General features: G+C 42.4%; 22 protein-coding genes. 10 read left to right on the forward strand and 12 right to left on the reverse strand.

Features of this window, described 5'->3' with window-relative positions:
* Positions 1–38: 38 nt before the first annotated feature.
* The 4 genes from HUJ21_RS01105 (at position 39) to HUJ21_RS01120 (ending at position 3,009) form a co-directional block, all read left to right on the forward strand.
* Entirely contained in the window at positions 39–227 is a 189-nt protein-coding gene (locus HUJ21_RS01105; RefSeq protein WP_291366591.1) for a hypothetical protein, read from the forward strand.
* Between the two features lie 345 nt (positions 228–572).
* Positions 573–1,127, forward strand: a complete 555-nt coding sequence (locus HUJ21_RS01110; protein WP_291366593.1) for a DUF1697 domain-containing protein — start codon at positions 573–575, stop codon at positions 1,125–1,127.
* An 80-nt stretch (positions 1,128–1,207) separates the two neighbouring features.
* A complete protein-coding gene (locus HUJ21_RS01115) occupies positions 1,208–2,173 on the forward strand; it encodes a Smr/MutS family protein (RefSeq protein WP_291366595.1) in 966 nt (321 codons plus the stop codon).
* 2 nt (positions 2,174–2,175) lie between these two features.
* Positions 2,176–3,009, forward strand: coding sequence for a hypothetical protein (locus HUJ21_RS01120; protein ID WP_291366597.1), 834 nt, complete (start codon positions 2,176–2,178; stop codon positions 3,007–3,009).
* Here HUJ21_RS01120 and HUJ21_RS01125 read toward each other — a convergent pair.
* Positions 3,006–4,151 (reverse strand): cystathionine gamma-synthase, encoded by a 1,146-nt coding sequence (locus HUJ21_RS01125; RefSeq protein WP_291366599.1) that lies wholly within the window; start codon positions 4,149–4,151, stop codon positions 3,006–3,008. The two genes, HUJ21_RS01120 and HUJ21_RS01125, sit on opposite strands and share 4 nt — an antisense overlap.
* 108 nt (positions 4,152–4,259) lie before the next feature.
* Between HUJ21_RS01125 and HUJ21_RS01130 the strand changes: the two genes are divergently transcribed.
* Positions 4,260–5,003, forward strand: a complete 744-nt coding sequence (locus HUJ21_RS01130; protein WP_291366601.1) for a VTT domain-containing protein — start codon at positions 4,260–4,262, stop codon at positions 5,001–5,003.
* Here the strand turns inward: HUJ21_RS01130 and HUJ21_RS01135 are convergent.
* Genes HUJ21_RS01135 through HUJ21_RS01145 form a run of 3 tightly spaced genes read right to left on the reverse strand, consistent with a single transcriptional unit; the run spans position 4,976 to position 8,187 of the window.
* On the reverse strand, positions 4,976–5,833 hold the full coding sequence (locus tag HUJ21_RS01135; RefSeq protein ID WP_291366603.1) for a TraB/GumN family protein: 858 nt from the start codon (positions 5,831–5,833) through the stop codon (positions 4,976–4,978). The genes HUJ21_RS01130 and HUJ21_RS01135 overlap by 28 nt on opposite strands.
* A 21-nt stretch (positions 5,834–5,854) precedes the next feature.
* On the reverse strand, positions 5,855–6,586 hold the full coding sequence (locus tag HUJ21_RS01140; RefSeq protein ID WP_291366605.1) for an RluA family pseudouridine synthase: 732 nt from the start codon (positions 6,584–6,586) through the stop codon (positions 5,855–5,857).
* Positions 6,587–6,606: 20 nt separating this feature from the next.
* Entirely contained in the window at positions 6,607–8,187 is a 1,581-nt protein-coding gene (locus HUJ21_RS01145; protein WP_291366607.1) for a peptide chain release factor 3, read from the reverse strand.
* Positions 8,188–8,338: 151 nt separating this feature from the next.
* Between HUJ21_RS01145 and HUJ21_RS01150 the strand changes: the two genes are divergently transcribed.
* Both HUJ21_RS01150 and HUJ21_RS01155 read left to right on the forward strand, forming a co-directional pair.
* Positions 8,339–8,893, forward strand: coding sequence for a hypothetical protein (locus HUJ21_RS01150; RefSeq protein ID WP_291366609.1), 555 nt, complete (start codon positions 8,339–8,341; stop codon positions 8,891–8,893).
* Entirely contained in the window at positions 8,893–9,681 is a 789-nt protein-coding gene (locus HUJ21_RS01155; RefSeq protein ID WP_291366611.1) for a TIGR02757 family protein, read from the forward strand. Before HUJ21_RS01150 ends, HUJ21_RS01155 begins: the two co-directional genes overlap by 1 nt.
* Before the next feature lie 171 nt (positions 9,682–9,852).
* Here the strand turns inward: HUJ21_RS01155 and pyrE are convergent, their stop codons facing one another.
* Positions 9,853–10,497 carry an orotate phosphoribosyltransferase gene (pyrE, locus tag HUJ21_RS01160; RefSeq protein ID WP_291366613.1) on the reverse strand — a complete coding sequence of 215 codons (645 nt, stop codon included), beginning with the start codon at positions 10,495–10,497 and terminating at the stop codon, positions 9,853–9,855.
* Between the two features lie 83 nt (positions 10,498–10,580).
* Between pyrE and HUJ21_RS01165 the strand changes: the two genes are divergently transcribed.
* Positions 10,581–11,270 (forward strand): NUDIX domain-containing protein, encoded by a 690-nt coding sequence (locus HUJ21_RS01165; protein WP_291366615.1) that lies wholly within the window; start codon positions 10,581–10,583, stop codon positions 11,268–11,270.
* On the opposite strand, the gene coaD is transcribed toward HUJ21_RS01165, so the two are convergent.
* The 4 genes from coaD to HUJ21_RS01185 form a co-directional block, all read right to left on the reverse strand.
* Entirely contained in the window at positions 11,258–11,713 is a 456-nt protein-coding gene (coaD, locus tag HUJ21_RS01170) for a pantetheine-phosphate adenylyltransferase (protein ID WP_291366617.1), read from the reverse strand. The two genes, HUJ21_RS01165 and coaD, sit on opposite strands and share 13 nt — an antisense overlap.
* Positions 11,710–12,561 (reverse strand): DUF3822 family protein, encoded by an 852-nt coding sequence (locus tag HUJ21_RS01175; protein WP_291366619.1) that lies wholly within the window; start codon positions 12,559–12,561, stop codon positions 11,710–11,712. The genes coaD and HUJ21_RS01175 overlap by 4 nt, the downstream gene beginning before the upstream one ends.
* A gap of 2 nt (positions 12,562–12,563) precedes the next feature.
* Positions 12,564–13,145 carry a hypothetical protein gene (locus HUJ21_RS01180; RefSeq protein ID WP_291366621.1) on the reverse strand — a complete coding sequence of 194 codons (582 nt, stop codon included), beginning with the start codon at positions 13,143–13,145 and terminating at the stop codon, positions 12,564–12,566.
* 61 nt (positions 13,146–13,206) lie between these two features.
* Positions 13,207–13,710 carry an NUDIX domain-containing protein gene (locus HUJ21_RS01185; protein ID WP_291366623.1) on the reverse strand — a complete coding sequence of 168 codons (504 nt, stop codon included), beginning with the start codon at positions 13,708–13,710 and terminating at the stop codon, positions 13,207–13,209.
* A gap of 22 nt (positions 13,711–13,732) precedes the next feature.
* On the opposite strand from HUJ21_RS01185, the gene HUJ21_RS01190 reads away from it, so the two are divergent.
* On the forward strand, positions 13,733–15,157 hold the full coding sequence (locus HUJ21_RS01190; RefSeq protein WP_291366625.1) for an AAA family ATPase: 1,425 nt from the start codon (positions 13,733–13,735) through the stop codon (positions 15,155–15,157).
* Between the two features lie 42 nt (positions 15,158–15,199).
* Positions 15,200–15,601 carry a DUF1573 domain-containing protein gene (locus HUJ21_RS01195; protein ID WP_166142298.1) on the forward strand — a complete coding sequence of 134 codons (402 nt, stop codon included), beginning with the start codon at positions 15,200–15,202 and terminating at the stop codon, positions 15,599–15,601.
* 61 nt (positions 15,602–15,662) lie between these two features.
* Here HUJ21_RS01195 and HUJ21_RS01200 read toward each other — a convergent pair whose 3' ends face one another.
* From HUJ21_RS01200 to HUJ21_RS01210, 3 genes are all read right to left on the reverse strand, one after another.
* Entirely contained in the window at positions 15,663–16,319 is a 657-nt protein-coding gene (locus HUJ21_RS01200; RefSeq protein WP_291366628.1) for a GDSL-type esterase/lipase family protein, read from the reverse strand.
* Positions 16,320–16,423: 104 nt separating this feature from the next.
* The gene (locus tag HUJ21_RS01205) at positions 16,424–17,467 is read right to left on the reverse strand and encodes an LD-carboxypeptidase (protein ID WP_291366630.1); all 1,044 of its coding nucleotides are present in this window, start codon (positions 17,465–17,467) and stop codon (positions 16,424–16,426) included.
* An 8-nt stretch (positions 17,468–17,475) separates the two neighbouring features.
* Entirely contained in the window at positions 17,476–18,765 is a 1,290-nt protein-coding gene (locus HUJ21_RS01210) for a D-alanyl-D-alanine carboxypeptidase (protein ID WP_291366632.1), read from the reverse strand.
* Positions 18,766–18,767: the final 2 nt, after the last annotated feature.

The raw sequence follows: 18,767 nt of genomic DNA on the forward strand, positions 1-18,767 counted from the left end.
GTACTTTTGTAAGCACTACGGACTGTGCCGATTATCTGTTGGAAGCCACTGGCATCCACAGGGAACCGGTACTCAGAGAGGGACCTCTGGGAATGCAGCAGCTGGGGGCATCCACTCAAGGGAAATTTAAAATCCTGGCTTTTGCCGGCAACACCGCTCCCGATCACATCGACCACCTGCACGGAATGTTTCATTTTATCAGGCTACTTGAAAGTAAAAGTCGATGACTACTATAGCTTCAAGTTTGAATTTTGGGAACAGGTGTTTTATTTGACAATAATATTGTTTTTAAAACCTGTTAATCATTCTTCAACAATCGTTTAGTTGGATAAAAATCTGGGTCCATAAAAATCAGTATCTTTAGGCGTTTTGAAGGAGTTTGAAGAGTTTGCTGAGGAATTCCCGTCGATTCCAAGCTGAATTCCCTCAAATCCCACTTTAAAATGACAGACCAACGAATGAAATAAAATCCAACAAAAGGGTATGCAAAGTTAATCGCAATACCAGGCTATAGCCCTTATTCCGAGGCGTATACGGCAGGCAGAAACCAACCCTAAAAAACCAGACCAGGAATGACAACATACATTTCAATTTTAAGAGGAATAAATGTAAGCGGTCAGAAACCCATCAAGATGGACGCTTTGAAAAAATTGTATGAAAACCTCAACTTTAGAAACATAAAGACCTATATCCAAAGCGGGAATGTCATTTTTTGTTCAACAGAAAATGACCCCAAAGAACTTGAAAGGATAATCTCATCAAAAATCGAAATTGAATTTGGCTTTGAAGTTCCTGTAATTGTTCTAAATGCCAAAACATTAGAAACCATCATTGAGAAAAATCCATTTGCAAAGGATGATCGAAAAGACAGTTCATTTTTACATGTCACCTTTTTGGCGGACAATCCAATTCCGTTTAGCAAAGAAAGTATCCTGGAAAGGAAAGCGCCTAACGAAGAAATAGATTTTACTCAAAATGCTGTTTATCTGTATTGTCCAAATGGATACGGAAAAACAAAACTTAACAATGGTTTTTTAGAAAGTAAACTAAAAGTAAAAGCAACAACACGAAATTGGAAAACAGTAAAGAAACTCCAACATTTAACTTTGGAAGAAAATGAAAAATAAATATTGAACCTGGCTACGATAAGTGCCATCAGGTGTTTTTTATTTGTGGATTTCCCCTTTCTATTTGGTAAATTTGATGTATGAATATTGGAGACAAAGTAAGGTTACTGCATGGAAAGGAAGAAGGAGTCATCACCAGGCTGTCTTCCGGAGGACAGGTGGAGATAGAAATTGAAGATGGTTTTCGGATTCCTGCCCTGAAATCGGAGGTGGTGGTCATTGATGCGGCCGAAAAGGAGTACTTCGACCGGGGGGAGGAAGGGGAGAAGGAAAGCTACATACAGCCCGTCAGGAAAACCGACCCTTCCTCCAAATCTGCGGGTATTTTTCTGGCTTATGTTCCTTATAATGACCAGATTCATGACCTGATCCTGATCAATCATACCAAAAAGCAATACTTGTTTTCGGTGGAGGAGCTCTCCGGGAACCAGGCCAAAAATATTGATGCTGGAGTCATTCAGCCGCAGTCCTTTCGAAAGATTACGGAAAAAATGCTGCAGGATTTTGAGCAATGGCCTGCCATGAAATTCATGTTGGTGCACCTCAATAAAAAGTTTGAGCTGCAGGAACAGGACACCGAGAGACAAGTAAAGTTTAAAGCCAATAATTTTTTTAAACACAAGGGCAAGGCTCCTGTAATAGACAAAGAGGGATTCCTGTTTCAGCTAAACGACCATGAAAAGGCCTTGAATGTTAAAAAGTTGAATGAAGAATTAAATCCAGTCGGAAAAGAATCCTATCCTCATTTGCAGGTTAAACGGCCTCCGGCATCCATAGATCTTCATATAGAAAAATTGAGCAGCGAACATGATTTAATGAGTAACAGTGAGATGCTGCAATTGCAAATGGAGATTTTTCAAAAAAACCTGAACGATGCACTGGCCAGCGGTATGGACGAAATCACTTTCATCCATGGTATAGGCAATGGGGTACTTAGAAAGGAAATACATCGTTTCTTAAGTCAACTCAATGGGATCAAATATTTCAAAGACAGCCAGAAAACCAATTTTGGCTATGGTGCGACCACTGTAAAAATTCATGAGTAGCCATGGCATCCACCTTACCTCAGATCATGCAGGCTTTTGACAGGTATTATGATGCCGGCAAGGCCGTATTTGGCGAGCTTTCAAAAAAAATAAGGTCCAAAAAAGCCCTTGAACTCGAAGATCAGTTGTTTTTTATCAGGGTGTTTTTGTTGGTATTGGATCGTGCCAATTTCAAGGAAAAGCAACGTGTAAACCAGTCCTTTGGGCCATTTAAGGAATTGTACAAGCAGCTCCGTAAGGTGCAGCACATCAAAATGATCCAGGAGGGCTATGACCTGCATTTTGGGGATAATAAAGGCCTTTATGCGGAATATGGAAAGGCCATTGCAGCGGATAAAAAAAGTATCTATACCCATGTATACGAAATTATCTTATCCATACCGCCGCAGGACTGGGAAAATTTGTACCATGATGTCTTACAATACGCCAAAGGCTTGTCTATATTGACCATCAATACAGCCATGACCCAGATTATCAATGAAGAAATAGAATACTTTTCTTTTGATGCCAAGACCAAACTTGACCCCCAATCCATTCATGATATTTTTAAAGGAATAAAAAAGGTAACCTGTCTGGAAAAAACCCGGTTGAATATTGGATTAAATACCATTTTCACTCCCTTGGTTCACGAACAGATCATTTTATTGGAAGAGGAGATGCTTGCCTGGCATAAAAACCAGCTGCTGCTGCAGCATTTGGGCAACTACCTGGCTAAAAAAGAGAAGGTAAGTAAAAAATACCATGCGGTACTTACTCAGATTCAGAAAACACACAGGGGCCTGACACAAAAGATCGAAGACAAGTGCAGGCAATTATTTGTGAAAATGCTTCATTAGACGGCTTCCAATGCTTTGGAGATGTCTTTTTTAAGATCCTCCGCATCTTCGATGCCCACACTTAACCTGATCAAAGAGTCAGAAAGCCCGACTTTTTCCCTTTCTTCCTTTGGTATACTGGCATGAGTCATGCTGGCAGGATGCCCGCAGAGAGATTCCACTCCTCCCAATGATTCTGCCAACACGAAAACATTGAATTTTTCCAAAACCTTAATTGCGTCCTCCAGCCTGTTATTGATCAGTGTGAAGGATATCATTCCTCCAAAATCCCGCATCTGTCTTCTGGCAATCGAATGATTGGGATGATCTTCAAATCCCGGCCAATAAACCTTATCTACCTTGGGGTGATTTTTAAGGTAAGCGGCTATGGTTTTACCATTTTGACTGTGCCTTTCCATCCTCAGGTGTAGTGTTTTGATCCCCCTGAGGACCAAAAAACAATCTTGTGGGCCGGGTACCGCCCCACATGAATTCTGCATAAATGCCAGCTCTTCCGCAAGCTTGTCCTCTTTTACCACTATGGCCCCCATCACCACATCAGAGTGGCCGGCCAAATATTTGGTAACAGAATGCATGACAATATCGGCCCCATCATCCAGAGGGTTTTGAAGGAAGGGAGTGGCAAAGGTATTGTCTACCCCAAGCAGAACCCCGTGTTTTTTTGAGATTTTACCCAGTTCCCGGATGTCGATGATGTTCATCATGGGGTTGGTAGGCGTTTCTGCCCAAATAAGTTTGGTGTTTTTATTGATCAGGGACTCCACCTGTGTGCTGTCCTCCATTTTGACAAAGTGGAATTTGATGCCGTACTTGGAAAAGACCTTGGTGAAAATCCGGTAGGTGCCTCCATACAAATCGTTTGTACTGATGACCTCATCTCCGGGTTTGAGCAGTTTGAGGATACAATCTATGGCCGCCATACCGGATCCAAAACACAAGCCATGGTTTCCGTTTTCCAGGGCGGCAAGGTTTCGTTCCAGGACCTGTCGGGTTGGATTTTGCGTTCTGGAATATTCAAAACCCTTGTGATCACCGGGTGACTTTTGTACATAAGTGGAGGTTTGAAAAATTGGAGTCATGATGGCCCCGGTACTTGGATCAGGTTTAATACCTGCATGAATCGCTTTGGTTCCAAATTTCATATATAGATAGAATAAATTAACAATCAAGTCTGATCAGGATTGAATTCATTGCATCCTGATCAGACTTGATTGAATTAAAGTTGGGATTTTTTTTAGCTTTGTCCAAAGATGAGTAAAAAACCGCCTATTTTCAAGCATTTCTCTGTTATCTATCGCAGAAACCCACTGGTTTTAGCTGCTATTTTTTGGGCGGGAATTGTACCTTCACTTGGAGCCTTGCTCCTGGTCCGATGGCTTTACAATAATTGGAGCAATTTGGACATTCCTTCTATTCTTCAATTTGAAACAGCCTTAACCTATAGTTTTATAGGGGCATTGATGATGGGCTTGGCATTGGTCCCGACTACCTTTTTTTCGGTGGTCAGTGGTTTTGTTTTTGGATGGACAGCTTTTCCATTTTTGGTTTTGGCTTATACCCTGGGCAGTGCCATCGGGTATCAGTCCGGGCGGTTTTTGGAAAAAAACAGCCTGGAATGGTTGCTCAAGCCTTATCCAAAGGCCAAAGCCATGATAGAAAGTAAAAAAGACCGCATGGGTTGGCTGATATTTTTTGTCAGGATAAGCCCGGTAATACCCTTTGCCGTATCAAATTTGGTTTTTGCGCTGATGGATACCGGGCTGAAAAGGGTGCTATGGTTTGGGTTATTGGGCATGCTGCCCAGAACGTTCCTGGCTTTTCTTACCGGGGCGTTGGCAGGAGATATTCAACAGGCAATCAAAGCCAAAACAGCCTCCTGGCAGTATATCGTTATTGTTTTTCTGTTGGTAATAAGTGTCTGGGGGATTTATGACTTTTTCGTAAACAAGGATTCACTGAAAAAAAATCACAGGTTCAAACGCTCCAGGGAGTAACCTTTCTTTTTAAGCAGTTGGATCAGCCCTGTATCCCCTGCCAAATGTCCGGCACCGACAGCGAAAAACATCGATCCTTTTTTCATCATTGTGGCCATGGGATCAATCCAATTTAAATTTCTTTGGTCCAGGAGTACTTCCTGATAATCTTTATATTCCGGACTTTCCGAAACCAATTCCAAAAGTGCCAGTATGTCTTCTTCTTTGTAAGAGGCGATGAGTTTTTTAAATTCTCTTTTCCCTTTTTCAATATTGTCGGCATAGGTGTAAAAACTCCGGTATTGTTCTTTCAGCGGGATAAGGTCAAAAAGCGATAGCTGATCGTTGACGGACTCCAAACCTACTATTTCCATGTCATTCGTTTTGGCCAGTGCCATAAGTTCACTTTCAAATGCCTTTGTTTCGCACTCAAGTAGATTGGGATATATCAGGGACATCAGCACCATGGGCCTCATTGTTTTGAGCATGTCCATATCCATGCCTGTTCTTTCTTTTAAAAATGTCCGGATTTCCTGGTATTCCTCCTCAGAAAGAAAATCCGTGATTTTTTGTCCGTCCTCATTGTATATATTGGCCATCATGGCCATTTGCAGGGAGGGATCATCCATATCGATTTCCAATACCAGTGCATTGGACTGGGCCAGTTTGTCACTTACCCGCTCACTCATGGCAAAGTCTTGTTCACAGATCAGATGGATGGTGCCAAAAAGGTAGGAGGAAGTACTCAGCCCATTGCCTGATATTTTCCAAAAAACGCCTTTTTCCTGGCCAAGGACCGAAAATGATCCGATAAGGATCAGCCCCAAAATAAAAATCGATCTCTTTAGCATAGTAATCCTAACTTTTACAACCTATCCACTGAAGGTGTTGTCCAGGTGGCGGTCACTTGATTTGACGTTTTCAAACTCCAAAAACTGTTCCCAAAACGGTTCTTCCGGCAAAGCGGCCCTCAGAAATATTTTTTCTTTTTTTACCGGATGAATGAAAACCAAATGAAAGGCATGCAGGTTAATGCTCAGGTCAGGGTTGGCTTTGGAAAAGCCGTATTTGACATCACCTCTTATCGGGCATCCTATAGCGGCCAACTGCACCCTCAACTGATGGGGTCGCCCTGTGATCGGACGAAGTTCCAACAACCAGTGGTCATTGAGCTTGCCCATTCTTTTATAGTTCAATTCAGATTTCTTGGATTCGGGGACCTCCTTATCAAAAGCTTTGGATATATTCTTTTCATTGTCTTTTACGAGCCAATGGGTCAGCTTAGCCATCTCTTCCCGGGGTTTCTTTTTGACTATGGCCCAATAGACTTTATGGATTTCCCTTTTTCGAAACATGCTTGTCATTCGTTCCAATGCCTTGGAAGTCCTGGCAAATACCACAATCCCACTTACCGGCCTGTCCAGCCGGTGTACAGGATGTAAAAAAACAGCTCCGGGCTTTTGGTATTTATTGGCGATGTAATCTTTGCAATAATCTGTCAGTGTCTTATCGCCGGTTTTATCCCCCTGCACCAAAATGCCGGCAGATTTATTGACTACCAACAAGTGGTTGTCCTCAAAAATAACATTAAACGGTCTTTTCATTTTCCTGCTAACCTTTAGGATTAAAGTTCTGAAGTATTGTGGAATTCGATGTCCGGAAAATTATCCTGTACCATCTGCAACCAGGCCTTGCTTTCGGCCATAAATACCAGTTTGCCATCTTTATCTTTGGCGATGTGTCTTTGCTTTGACCGGACAAATTCTTCCAGTTTCTTTTTATCCTTACTTTTGATCCAACAGGCTTTGTATAAATTCATTGGAACAAAGTCTGCAGAGGCATTGTATTCGTTTTTAAGCCTGAATTGGATCACCTCAAACTGTAATTGTCCCACTGTACCTACCACTTTTCTGGATCCGATTTCAAAGGTAAACAATTGGGCCACACCCTCCTCCATTAACTGCTGTAAACCTTTGTCCAGCTGTTTGGTTTTCATGGCGTCTTTATTGACCACCTCGCGAAAAATTTCAGGAGAGAAACTGGGTATACCCTTAAACTGCAGGTTTTCCCCATCTGTAATGGTATCTCCTATTTTAAGATTTCCGGTATCGTACAGGCCTACAATATCACCCGGGAAAGCCTCCTCAATGATTTCCTTGTCCTGGGCCATAAAGGAAGTGACATTGGAAAAGCGAAGGGCTTTGGGTCCTCTCACGTGATTGTAAGGTTTATTTCGCTCAAACCTCCCCGAACAAATTCTCAGGAAAGCAATACGATTGCGGTGTTTTGGATCCATATTGGCGTGGATTTTGAAAATAAAGCCGGTAAACTTATCTTCATCCGGATTTACTTCCCGCTCTTCGGTCTGCCTGCTTTTGGGGCCGGGGGCTATTTGTATAAAAGTATCCAGCATTTCCTTTACTCCAAAATTATTGACCGCCGAGCCAAAAAATACAGGAGCAACTTTTCCCTCCAGGTATTCCTTTGGGTCAAAATCAGGGTAAACCCCTTCAATCAGGTCTACGTCTTCCCTAAGTTGATCCGCCAGGGTTTTTCCTATCATCTCATCCAGTTCTCCTGAATTCAGGTCTTCGATGACAATCCTGTCATCACTAACTTTACGCTGGCTGGGGGTAAAAAGGTTCAATTGCTTGTCGTAAAGGTTATATACTCCCTTGAAGGATTTCCCCATGGAAATGGGCCAGGAGAGGGGTCTCACTTGTATGTTTAGTTTTTGTTCTACCTCGTCCAACAAGTCATAGGGGTCCTGTCCTTCTCTATCCAGTTTATTGATAAAGCAGATGACCGGGGTTTTTCTCATCCGGCAGACTTCCATTAATTTTTCGGTCTGAATCTCTACTCCTTTGACACAGTCGATGACCATGATGACCGAATCTACGGCAGTGAGTGTGCGGTAAGTGTCTTCCGCGAAATCCTGGTGACCTGGTGTATCCAGCAAGTTGATTTTCTGGCCTTTATACTCAAATCCCATCACCGACGTGGCCACAGAGATACCTCTTTGTTTCTCAATCTCCATCCAGTCGGATTTAGTGGCAGTATCAATTTTATTTGACTTCACAGCTCCGGCAGTTTTGATGGCACCTCCAAACAACAGCATCTTTTCTGTTAGCGTAGTTTTACCGGCATCGGGGTGGGCGATGATACCAAAGGTTTTTCTTTTGGCAATCTCTTGAGTTAGGTTCATGGCACTTAGGTGTTTTCAGCCTGCAAATGTACGGAAATCCGCTGATAATGTTAAAAATTATACCAGAGGCAGCGAATTTTTTACTTACTGACAGGTCAACTTTGTTTGTCTGGGCAATTTGAATTAATTTTGGCTTTGTCTTTTGCATACAATGAGTACATTCGAAAATTTCTTTCACCGGTTCTTCAAATTTATCTGGAATGCTATTTTTGTATTAACCTACCCGGTTTTAGCCACTTTTGGGCTATTATTTATTGGTATCACTTATTTCTTTTCATGGATATCCTCTTTTCTGGCCAAATTCAGCAGATCTGAGCCAAAGCATGAAGGAAAAATTACCTGGAAAAGTCTGTCGGAAGAATCCGACCTCATCGAAGGGAAGCTATACAAACAAATTATTTTTGGTCCCGAATGTTACCATCTGAGGAGAAGAGATGGTATACCCTCTGTTATTGAAGATCATGTTTTTGGGAAAAAAGTGAATGTGCTTAAGGAAGGATGGTTGTTGGAAAAATGGAATACCACAGACCTGGCCCTGATCCCGGATTTTGACATTTGCCTGTATCAGCCGGAGACGGATAAACTGACCAAATTGGCCCACATCAAATGTTTTGATTGGCACATCTCTGATAAACAGGAAGAATTTTTATGTTTAAAATGGTTTGATGGTACCCAGGGCGGTGAATTGAAGGTGGCCATTGCCTGATGGAGGAATTGAGAGATTTTTTGGAGGAAAAGGTGTTTTTGTATAACCGCCCTGAATTTATTGAGGTTGACCCCATTTCCATTCCGCATCGTTTCAGCAAAAAGCAGGACATTGAAATTGCCGGTTTTTTTGCTGCTGTATTGGCCTGGGGTCAACGAAAAACAATCATCAACAAAAGTATTGAACTCATGAAAATGATGGACAACAGCCCCCATCAATTCATGTTGCATCATTCTGAAGAGGACCTCAAGCCTTTTCTGCATTTCAAGCACCGTACTTTTAATGATGTGGATACCCTTTATTTTATTGATTTTTTCACCAGGTACTACAGAAAGCACGATAGTCTGGAAACAGCCTTTACCAAAGGTTTGTCAGCTGACCAGGATGTCATGCAGGTATTGTTGGATAATTTTCACGAATACTTTTTTGACGCCCCCCATGCTCCGCAAAGGACCAGAAAACATGTGGCAACTCCAAGACGAAAGGCAGCATGCAAGCGGATCAATATGTTTTTACGCTGGATGGTAAGAAAGGACAACAATGGCGTTGATTTTGGGATTTGGGATACCATTTCGCCCGCCCAGTTGGTCTGTCCCTGTGATTTGCATGTGGATAGGGTGGCACGAAGGCTTGGTTTGATCCAGAGAAAGCAAACCGACTGGCAGACAGCCATGGAGCTTACCCGAAACCTAAGGGATATGGACCCTTCAGATCCGGTAAAATACGATTTTGCCTTGTTCGGATTGGGGCTGATGGAAAAAAGGGAGCAAAACAATCGTATGGAATGAATTAAAGTGCAGTTATCTACAAATTTGTTTCAGTAGTTGGTTCCACCAAAAGGTATCCCGTGAAGAAAGCACGCCAATCTGGGAATGGTAGGCAGTGGGACGGCATCGCTTGAATGATGGAAAATACGCTCCTGATTTTTCCCGGATTTATGCTTGAAGAAATAACAGGGCTTATGGTTTCCAGGTATCAGGTCCTTTTCTCCAATCTTTTAAGGCCACCATGTCTTGGTCAGAAATGTATCCCTTGGCCAAAGCCTGAGGCAGCATGGAGTCATAGTCACTCAGGCAAATCAGTTTAACACCTTCTCTGTCAAAATTTTGTTTGGCCAGATCAAAGCCATAGGTAAAAATCGCAACCATTCCCAAAACATTAAACCCGGCATTTTTAAGGTCCCTTACGGCTTTCAGGGAGCTACCTCCGGTTGAAACCAGGTCTTCGACCACCACTACTTTCTGACCCGGGGATATTTTACCTTCAATCATGTTTTCCATGCCATGACCTTTGGCTTTGGAGCGCACATAAACGAAAGGAATATCCAGTTTGTCAGCAATCAAAACCCCCTGGGGGATTCCTGCGGTTGCGACTCCTGCCACCGCTTCTATGTTTAAGAAGTGGGTTTGAATGGCTTTTGTCAATTTCTCAAGAATGAGTTTTCTCACTTCAGGATAAGACAGGGAAAGTCTGTTATCACAGTATATAGGGGATTTCCAGCCGGAAGCCCAGGAAAAGGGATTTTTAGGAGAAAGCTTGATGGCATTGATTTCCAGCAGTTTTTTGGAAATGAGGGAAGCAGTATTGGGTTCATAAATTTCCATAAGTTAAAATTAACCAAATAATGTTTACTGATGGTTGTAGGGCCTGAAAAAAAAATGCATTTTTGAAAAAACTAGCCTTGGTTATGAAAATATTCATTAATGACAAGCCTTTGGATTTGGTAGCTTCCCTGGATTTTTTGCCAAAGAAATCTTTCGAATGCGTATATGATAACCCATCAGAATTACCGGCAACAATTGATTTTCATGACGATGTGCTGATAAAAAACCCATCCAAAGATATTATTGTTCGCCTACTTTATCTGATGCGGACCAGGAAATTAAAAAACCTGGATAGCATTACTCTGGTAACCAATGAAAAGAAGGCCCTGAAAAAATTTATCAAGAGCAGGTTTATGATCATCAAGGCAGCGGGAGGTTTGGTGACCAAAGAAGATAAAATATTGTTTATATACAGACTGGGCAAGTGGGATTTACCCAAGGGTAAATTCGAAAAAAAGGAATCTCCGGCTATTTGCGCCATCAGAGAAGTAGAAGAGGAATGTAACATTCAGGTTAGAATCAAGGAGCCTATTTGTAAGACCTGGCATACCTACACCCAAAACCGGAAAAGTATTTTGAAAAAGACCTATTGGTACAGCATGGACTGTTTGACTGATGCCAAAATGAAACCCCAAACAGAGGAGGGTATCCTGGATGTAAAATGGTTAAATCACCAGGATGCAAAAGTAGCGTTAATCAATTCCTACCCTTCGATGCGTTATTTGTACAAGCGATTTTTAAGGCTTCATCCAGCCATTCATCAGACTTTGTAGGGAAGGAATTTATCCACATTCCCACCATACCGGTGTACTTCCCGAATGATAGTGGAGCTGATGGCAGCGTATTCCGGAGAAGTAATAAGAAAAACGGTTTCCAACTCCTCATTCAGGTACCGGTTCATCTGGCTGATGGTGTTTTCGTATTCAAAATCAGTGGTGTTTCTAAGCCCTCTGAGCAGGTACCTGGCCTGATGGTTTTTGGCCAGCGAGGAAGTAAGTTCGTTGTAAACCACAACTTTTACATTGGGCATCCCGATATAGATGGATTGTATTTTCCCTACCATCAGGTCAATGTCAAAATACCGGTTTTTTTTGGTGGTATTGTGACCGATGCTGATGATGACTTCATCAAAGATGTTTAAGCCTCTGAGAACAATATCATGGTGTCCTTTGGTGTAGGGGTCAAAAGAACCAGGGAAAAGTGCTGTTTTTTTCATCGGACGGAATGTTGCTGAAGCCAATAAGCCTCTAAAAGCTGGGTGTTTTTTAAGTTTTCAGTGCCTTTTTGATACGTGATATTTTGAGTAGGACTGCTCTGCTGGATATTTTTGAAAAAACCCTGAAGATTTTCCAGGGAAGAATGAACCCAATCCAGATTTCCGAAAACACTAATCTTACAATGGGCCTGGTCAAAGGCCAATTGCTGTAGGACAATAAACAGGTACCGCAAAAGTGTTTGCTCTTCGTGAACAATAAACCTGTTAAACACCATCAGCTCCCCATCTTTGAATCCGGCAATATACATGCAGTTTGGTGCAGTGTGAATAAAAATCTCCTGTTTGAGCAAGTCTTTGTTGTTGTGGAGAAAATAATCCAGCACATGGGCTGCTCCATGGGAAGTCTCCATTTCGGGCAGTCTGCTGTCCAATAAATTGAGGAGGCCCTTGTCTGCCGCGCCAAGTACCTGTATGCTGTTATTAGAAATTCCGGAATAGATGACTTCGTCTTTTTCGGGATTTACCCTGGTGGCAAAATTCAGGTAAAGGGCACTATGGGCAGGGTTAAATAAAATCCCGGGCACAAGGGTAAACCTTTGATGGTGGAGGTATAACCTGCCGGAGGTGTTGGAGGCATTGATTAATTCATCACTGCCAACGATTTTTTCAAGTGCTTCTTCTTCATGAAGGGAATAAATGTTGGCAGCTACTACAGACTGATCCGATTGACGGTGAGCAATCACGGTCAACAGGCTTTCATATAAGAAAAGCGATAGATTTGATATGTCCTGCACATCAAATCTATCGCTAATGAATTTACTCTGGATATGATTGGTTTCTCCTGACAAGCTTACTCCCAGTTTCCTGAGGTAGAAGAATCCGTTCTGGAACCCACCCTCAAAGCCTTTTCATTGTTATTTCTTCTTCTATCAGGGTTGATCGGAGCCGGATCTCTGATTTCAAATACAGCGATTTCTCTGTTGCTTCTCTCGATTTTATCTGCGAAAAACTCAAAAGTCTTTCCACCTGATCCCGGAACCACATTCAAAAGGTCCAGATTGAATTCAGGATATTTGTTTTCGTTGAAAAGGGAATCTTGAACATTTACCGATCCCAGAGTATCAATTGTTACTGTGGTTTCTTCTTTGCCGTATTCCAGAAGCTCAGTAGTTTCTGTTCTTTGTACAATATAAATTCTGCCGTCTTCAATAAATTCCTTCAGTTCATTCCAGTTTGAGGCATATTCCCCCTTGGTAGCCTGGTAAGCAATTTGAGCATCTCGCAGCATTTCCAGCTTTTCGATGATCCTTTCTTCAGTTCTTTCAAGCATTTTTTCTTCTTCAACTACCTCATCCACTCCCAAATACAACCTGTATCCAAGGCCCAAAGCTCCCAGAAGAAATACAATCGATAAAATCTTACTCAACGTCATTTTAAATATCTTTAAGGCTTAATTAAATTAATACTAAGAATTGATGGTTTGTTTTAGAATGCTATTTTATGCAATTATTTTCAAAATTAAAATATCCTTTCCATATTCTTACATCATTCAGGGAATTAATTCTTCTGAAGACGGCATGTTTTTCATCCGGAGGGATTAATTTGATTTCATCCAGACTCAGGAATCGGATGTCCTCTATCAACTGCTGCTCATCACCTAACTCAGGATCGTAGCCCAAAATCAACTCTCCCTCTTTTTGAAAAACTTCAAAAAAAAGTTCGATTGCATGCAGGGGAGGAGATAGAAACTCATGGACGAATAAATATTCCCCCACCTCAATGCCAAGCCCGGTTTCCTCAAGGAATTCCCGCTGCAGGTTTTCCCTGGCATTCTGGCCGAATTTCATGCCCCCTCCCGGCACATTCCAAAATGATTTGCCACTTCCCATGCGGTGTTTGATCATAAGGACCTTATCACCCTGAATTAAAAGACCATTTACCCTGGCCCTTAGCCGGTTCCCGAAATTATCTGTGATGTCCTTTTTTATGTTAGGCATTTTCCTTTTAGTTTCGCAACAGATGCGTAAAGATAACCAAGCCATTTCAAAGCCTTCTGAAAAGATCAGGAAAATATTCCCCCACAGCCCTACTGTGGATCAGCAGGTTTTTTTTGACGCCATGAATGATTTTTTAAAGGAAAAGGTAGCATCGGCCTCTGCTTTTATTTTGAAGGGTTTTGCAGGAACAGGCAAAACTACGGCTCTGGCAGCCCTGGTCCGTATTTTGCCGGAATATGGACTCAGACCTGTAATGCTGGCCCCCACAGGAAGGGCAGCCAAAGTGATGAGCGCTTACGCGGGGAAAACAGGATACACCATACATAAAATCATATACCGCCCTCAGGAAAAAGCCGCTGATGGCTTGTATGGTTTTGAAGTACAAAAAAACTACTACCATAAATCTGTCTTTATTGTTGACGAAGCTTCTATGCTTTCCGATGACCGGTCCTCGGGTAAATCCCTGCTTGCAGATCTGATCAATTTTGTTTTTCAAAACCCCGAGAACAGATTGATGCTCATCGGAGATATGGCCCAGCTCCCCCCTGTAGGAAGCGAAGACAGCCCGGCTTTGGACAAGGATTACCTGATAAGGAATTTCAAGCTTGAAGTACAGGAAGCAGTATTGAAAATGGTTACGCGGCAGCAACTGGATTCTGGAATTCTGGCCAATGCCACCACATTAAGAGAGCAGGTGACAGCAAAAACTCCGAAAATAACGTTCAAATCAAAAGGCTATACTGATTTTTACCGGATGACAGGGGAGAGGCTTGAGGATGGCTTGAGATATGCCTACGATAAATTTGGACTAGACAATACCATGATCATTACCCGATCCAATAAGGCTGCGGTGCAGTACAACAGGTATATCAGGAATGCTATTTTTTATCATGAAGACGAATTGAGTGCAGGAGATAGGCTAATGATCGTAAAAAATAACTATACTTACATGGAGGAATCCCAAAAAGTAAGTTTTTTGGCCAATGGGGATTTTGTTGAAATACTTAAAATTCGTTCATTTGAGGAACTTTATGGCCTGAGGTTTGCTACACTGGAATTGAGACTGATTGATTATCCCGAAGAGCTGCCTTTTGAGGCCAGAGTAATATTGGATACTTTGCATTCAGAATTACCGGCTTTGGGCCATGATCAATGGAAGGAATTGTACGACATGGTATCTGAAGATTACCTGGATTTGGGTAGTAAAACCAAGATCAGAGAGGCTTTAAAAAAGGATCCCTATTTGAATGCCCTTCAGGTAAAATATGCCTATACGCTCACCTGTCATAAGTCACAAGGGGGACAGTGGGATGCAGTGTTTGTAGACCAGGGCTATTTGAAGGAGGGGCAAATTGATAAAAATTATGTAAGGTGGTTGTATACGGCAATGACCCGGGCAAAGGAAGAACTGTACATGGTGAACTTTCATCCCAGTTTTTTCATTTAATGCATACTGAAAGAGAAATTTTAAATTAATAATCTAATACCTATGAAAAAGTTATTGACATTCGCATTGGCCCTTGCCTTGAGTACGGCCCTGGCAATGGCTCAGGAAAAGACAGCAGATGGACCTGTGATTACCTTTGAGGAATCTTCCAAGGATTTTGGAGACATCACACAGGGAGACAAGGTAGAAAACGTATTTAAATTTGAAAACACCGGAACAGCACCTTTGGTCATTTCAAATGTAGCAGCAACTTGTGGATGTACGGTACCCAGTTGGCCCAAGGAACCCATTGCACCGGGAAAAAAAGGAGAAATCAAGGTGTCTTTTAACTCCGCAGGAAAGATGGGAAAACAAAATAGTGTGGTTCGGATTTACTCCAATGCAAGTGAACCCATTGAAAAAGTTTCCATGATTTCCAATGTACTTCCCAAAGGGACAAAATGATACTAAATCTTATTAATTGAATTTAAACCTGCTCAAGTTTACCTGGGGCAGGTTTTTTAGCTTATTGGTGGATGGCTTGCTGGATGATGCTGCTCAAGGAGCTGGCCCATTGGGCATAAATGTGTCTGTTGGGATGCAGTCCATCCTCCACTACATGGTCAGCAAAGCCTCCGATAGACCTGTAACTTTCCGTGATCTCCAGGTAGGGGATTTTGAAATCAGCCGCCTGCTGTTTTACTACCTGGTTGAAGGCATCAATTTCCCGGGAAATATCAGCTTTCTCCTGTGGGCTGGAATGTCCAAATGGCGTTACCCCCCAATCCGGGATGGAAATCAACACCAGTCGATTTGAATTTTCATGGAGCAGATCCAGGCTTATGGTTATCAATTCTTTCAGCTCATCCTTAAACTGGTCCAAAGCAAGTCCCCGGTATTGGTTATTTACCCCTATCAGGAGGCTGACAAAATCAAAGCTTCCTGTTTTCAGGTTTTTAGCCTTTAAGCCGGCCAGCAATTCCCCACTGGTCCAGCCTGTTTTTGCAATGATTTTGATTTCGGAGAAGTAAATGCCTTCATTTTTTAACATGCGCCCTGCCTGCATCGGATAAGTGAATTCCGGGGCCTCTCCTTCACCAATAGTGTAACTGTCCCCTAAAGCCAGGTAACTGAATTCACCGGAAATGAATTCGGGATTGGTTTTTGGGATTTTTTCAGGCATCTTATCTTGAATTACACAGGAAGAATTGAAAATTAAAACACTGAAGCAAAAAATAATGTGTGGCCATATTTTGGTTTCAGGATAAAACAGGTTCATAAGATAGTTTACTGGAAAATGGCTCCCCTGGTTTCCAGTATTCCCTGGTTGGCATCCATGGCCATTTTTGCACCAAAGGGCAGCAGGAACTGCTTGGGTACATGGCCGATCATTGCCCCTCTGAATGCTGGTATCTTATGCGGCAGCAGGTAATCGTCAAAAATCTGGTCCAGGGTAAGGTTGCCATAGCCGCCGCTGGGATCACAATCCGTGCATTGTCCAAAAACAAATCCCTGGATTTCCCTGAAAACGCCCATGAGCATCAGGGTACTCATCATTCGGTCTATCCTGTAAGGTTCTTCCCCTATATCCTCCAAAAATAATATCTTGTTTTTGAAGTCGGGAAGGTAAGGTGAGCCGGCCAGTGCAGTGAGTACGGTAAGATTGCCTCCTACAAGTTCTCCCTCTGCTTTGCCAGGGTGTATGGTTCGGATCCGGTTTTTCTTGATTACCAGGTCATCGGTTTCTTCCAATTCATTTTTATAGGTGATTGTGCCTCCGGTACCAAAGAAAACAGTGCGAAACTGGTCGGCATTGAAACTGTTCCAGCTTCCGGAACCATTGGGACCATGAAATGTAATCAATCCCGTTTGTGCATTGATGGCATTGTGCAGGGCAGTAATATCGCTGTAACCCATGATGGGTTTGGGGTTCTTTTTGATCAGCTCATAGTTTAATAGTGGAAGAATTCTGGCGGCCCCGGATCCACCTCTGATACAGACTACTGCTTTTATTTTTTTGTTTCCAAACATTTCATTCAGATCAGCAGCTCTTTCTGCATCGCTACCCGCCAGATGTCCCCTTCTTTCGCTCAGGGATTTCCCTTCGACCACCTTTAACCCCAATGCTTCCAGGGCTTCTTTAGCGAAGGTGAATTCCATGATATCAGCAGTAGCGGCAGAAGGGCTGACCAGACCTACCCAATCTCCAGGCTGAAGTTTTTTTGGTAATAGGGTGTCCGGATTGATTGGCTTGCTAGTGGTGGTAAAACCCGTAAAGGGCACAATCCCCAGGCCCAAACCAAGGGATTTGATAAACTGTCTTTTTTTCATGGCAGAATTTAAAAATTATCCCTGATATAAAGCAAGACTTTTTCCATTTGATTCCGGACCACGGAGGCTTTATGGGGGTAATTGTTGTTCATAAATGCAAAAGCATAAATTTTATTTTTTTTGGTTTTCAGAAATCCCACCATGCTGTGGTGATTGCTGATGGTACCGGTCTTGGCCATGACATAGGGCACAGGAGCCTGATAATTGTATTTGAGGGTACCGGTTCGTCCTCCTGTGGGGAGCATGCTAAAAAGTTCCTCATCGGGAAAAAGCCGGTAGATTTTCTCCGCCAGGGCTACCATGGTTCTGGGGGTAAATAGGTTGTGCCTGGACAATCCTGAACCATCCACCCATTGAGGGTCATCCGGCAGATCATACAAATAGGTTTTTTTCAGGTATTCAATTGCCTTTTCACTGTTCAATTCTCTATGTACTTCATCGGCGATTTGCAGCAGCAACTGTTCAGCAATAAAATTATCACTTTCCAGCAGCATTTCTTTGTACAATGCTTTGGTGGGAATACCTTTCAATATGAAATGATCAGGAGGAAGCTTTTCATTGGACAATAACACGGGAATTTCCCAGTCTTTGCTGGCGATCTCCGCAAAGATTTCTTCGGAAATGATAAAAGGAACCCTGATATCCCGGCCATTGTAGGTTCTGGGATTGTAAAAAAACCTGTTGCTGTGCCAGTCTCTTTGCACATTTTTTACCGGTTTTTCGGTGGTTTCTACGGTAAACAAGGATGGACTGATCACCGGTCGGTTGTTTACGTTTCTTGAATTGGCCAAATTACCATATAGGGGAAGAGGGGACTTTTCAGGAGAATAGGAATAATAATAATCATCCCATTGCCAACCAAAGCCAAAAGCCTCATCTTTCCAGTTGCTGGAAGAGTAGTAGACTGTATCGTAATCGGAGAGAAAGTTTTTCAATTTAGGGTTGGGCAGGGAAGGATATTTCCAGGAGGGATCTCCCGTACCCCATATGGTGACCTTATTTCCATCGGGCAGGAACCGCAAAAAGGTAGTACTGTCTCCCAGAACCATCAAAGATCCGAAAAAGGTAAAGAGTTTGGTAGTGGAAGCGGGTATGAAATACAAATGACTGTTTTTGTCATACCGGATTTGCTGGCTATCTAAATCATAGAGCATGAACCCAGTAAGGTGGTTGTCAAAAAATGTTCCCTCTCCAAGAAGTTGGTCCAGTCCGATAATGATCGATCTGGCGTCCTGGGAATTGACACCAGTATGTAAGGAACAAAGAATTAATATAGTCAGAAAAGTTTTTTTGCCCATGT

The organism is Cyclobacterium sp. (assembly GCF_014762705.1).
Lineage (GTDB): Bacteria > Bacteroidota > Bacteroidia > Cytophagales > Cyclobacteriaceae > Cyclobacterium.

What these genes read in the sequence shown, in the direction of transcription:
- HUJ21_RS01210 (WP_291366632.1), bottom strand. Translation starts at nt 18,765, where the DNA reads ATGGGCAAAAAAACTTTTCTGACTATATTAATTCTTTGTTCCTTACAT.
- HUJ21_RS01140 (WP_291366605.1), bottom strand. Translation starts at nt 6,586, where the DNA reads ATGAAAAGACCGTTTAATGTTATTTTTGAGGACAACCACTTGTTGGTA.
- HUJ21_RS01150 (WP_291366609.1), top strand. Translation starts at nt 8,339, where the DNA reads ATGAGTACATTCGAAAATTTCTTTCACCGGTTCTTCAAATTTATCTGG.
- HUJ21_RS01195 (WP_166142298.1), top strand. Translation starts at nt 15,200, where the DNA reads ATGAAAAAGTTATTGACATTCGCATTGGCCCTTGCCTTGAGTACGGCC.
- HUJ21_RS01200 (WP_291366628.1), bottom strand. Translation starts at nt 16,319, where the DNA reads ATGCCTGAAAAAATCCCAAAAACCAATCCCGAATTCATTTCCGGTGAA.
- HUJ21_RS01130 (WP_291366601.1), top strand. Translation starts at nt 4,260, where the DNA reads ATGAGTAAAAAACCGCCTATTTTCAAGCATTTCTCTGTTATCTATCGC.
- HUJ21_RS01115 (WP_291366595.1), top strand. Translation starts at nt 1,208, where the DNA reads ATGAATATTGGAGACAAAGTAAGGTTACTGCATGGAAAGGAAGAAGGA.
- HUJ21_RS01125 (WP_291366599.1), bottom strand. Translation starts at nt 4,151, where the DNA reads ATGAAATTTGGAACCAAAGCGATTCATGCAGGTATTAAACCTGATCCA.
- HUJ21_RS01205 (WP_291366630.1), bottom strand. Translation starts at nt 17,467, where the DNA reads ATGAAAAAAAGACAGTTTATCAAATCCCTTGGTTTGGGCCTGGGGATT.
- HUJ21_RS01145 (WP_291366607.1), bottom strand. Translation starts at nt 8,187, where the DNA reads ATGAACCTAACTCAAGAGATTGCCAAAAGAAAAACCTTTGGTATCATC.
- HUJ21_RS01120 (WP_291366597.1), top strand. Translation starts at nt 2,176, where the DNA reads ATGGCATCCACCTTACCTCAGATCATGCAGGCTTTTGACAGGTATTAT.
- HUJ21_RS01155 (WP_291366611.1), top strand. Translation starts at nt 8,893, where the DNA reads ATGGAGGAATTGAGAGATTTTTTGGAGGAAAAGGTGTTTTTGTATAAC.
- HUJ21_RS01185 (WP_291366623.1), bottom strand. Translation starts at nt 13,710, where the DNA reads ATGCCTAACATAAAAAAGGACATCACAGATAATTTCGGGAACCGGCTA.
- HUJ21_RS01180 (WP_291366621.1), bottom strand. Translation starts at nt 13,145, where the DNA reads ATGACGTTGAGTAAGATTTTATCGATTGTATTTCTTCTGGGAGCTTTG.
- HUJ21_RS01165 (WP_291366615.1), top strand. Translation starts at nt 10,581, where the DNA reads ATGAAAATATTCATTAATGACAAGCCTTTGGATTTGGTAGCTTCCCTG.
- coaD (WP_291366617.1), bottom strand. Translation starts at nt 11,713, where the DNA reads ATGAAAAAAACAGCACTTTTCCCTGGTTCTTTTGACCCCTACACCAAA.
- pyrE (WP_291366613.1), bottom strand. Translation starts at nt 10,497, where the DNA reads ATGGAAATTTATGAACCCAATACTGCTTCCCTCATTTCCAAAAAACTG.
- HUJ21_RS01135 (WP_291366603.1), bottom strand. Translation starts at nt 5,833, where the DNA reads ATGCTAAAGAGATCGATTTTTATTTTGGGGCTGATCCTTATCGGATCA.
- HUJ21_RS01190 (WP_291366625.1), top strand. Translation starts at nt 13,733, where the DNA reads ATGCGTAAAGATAACCAAGCCATTTCAAAGCCTTCTGAAAAGATCAGG.
- HUJ21_RS01110 (WP_291366593.1), top strand. Translation starts at nt 573, where the DNA reads ATGACAACATACATTTCAATTTTAAGAGGAATAAATGTAAGCGGTCAG.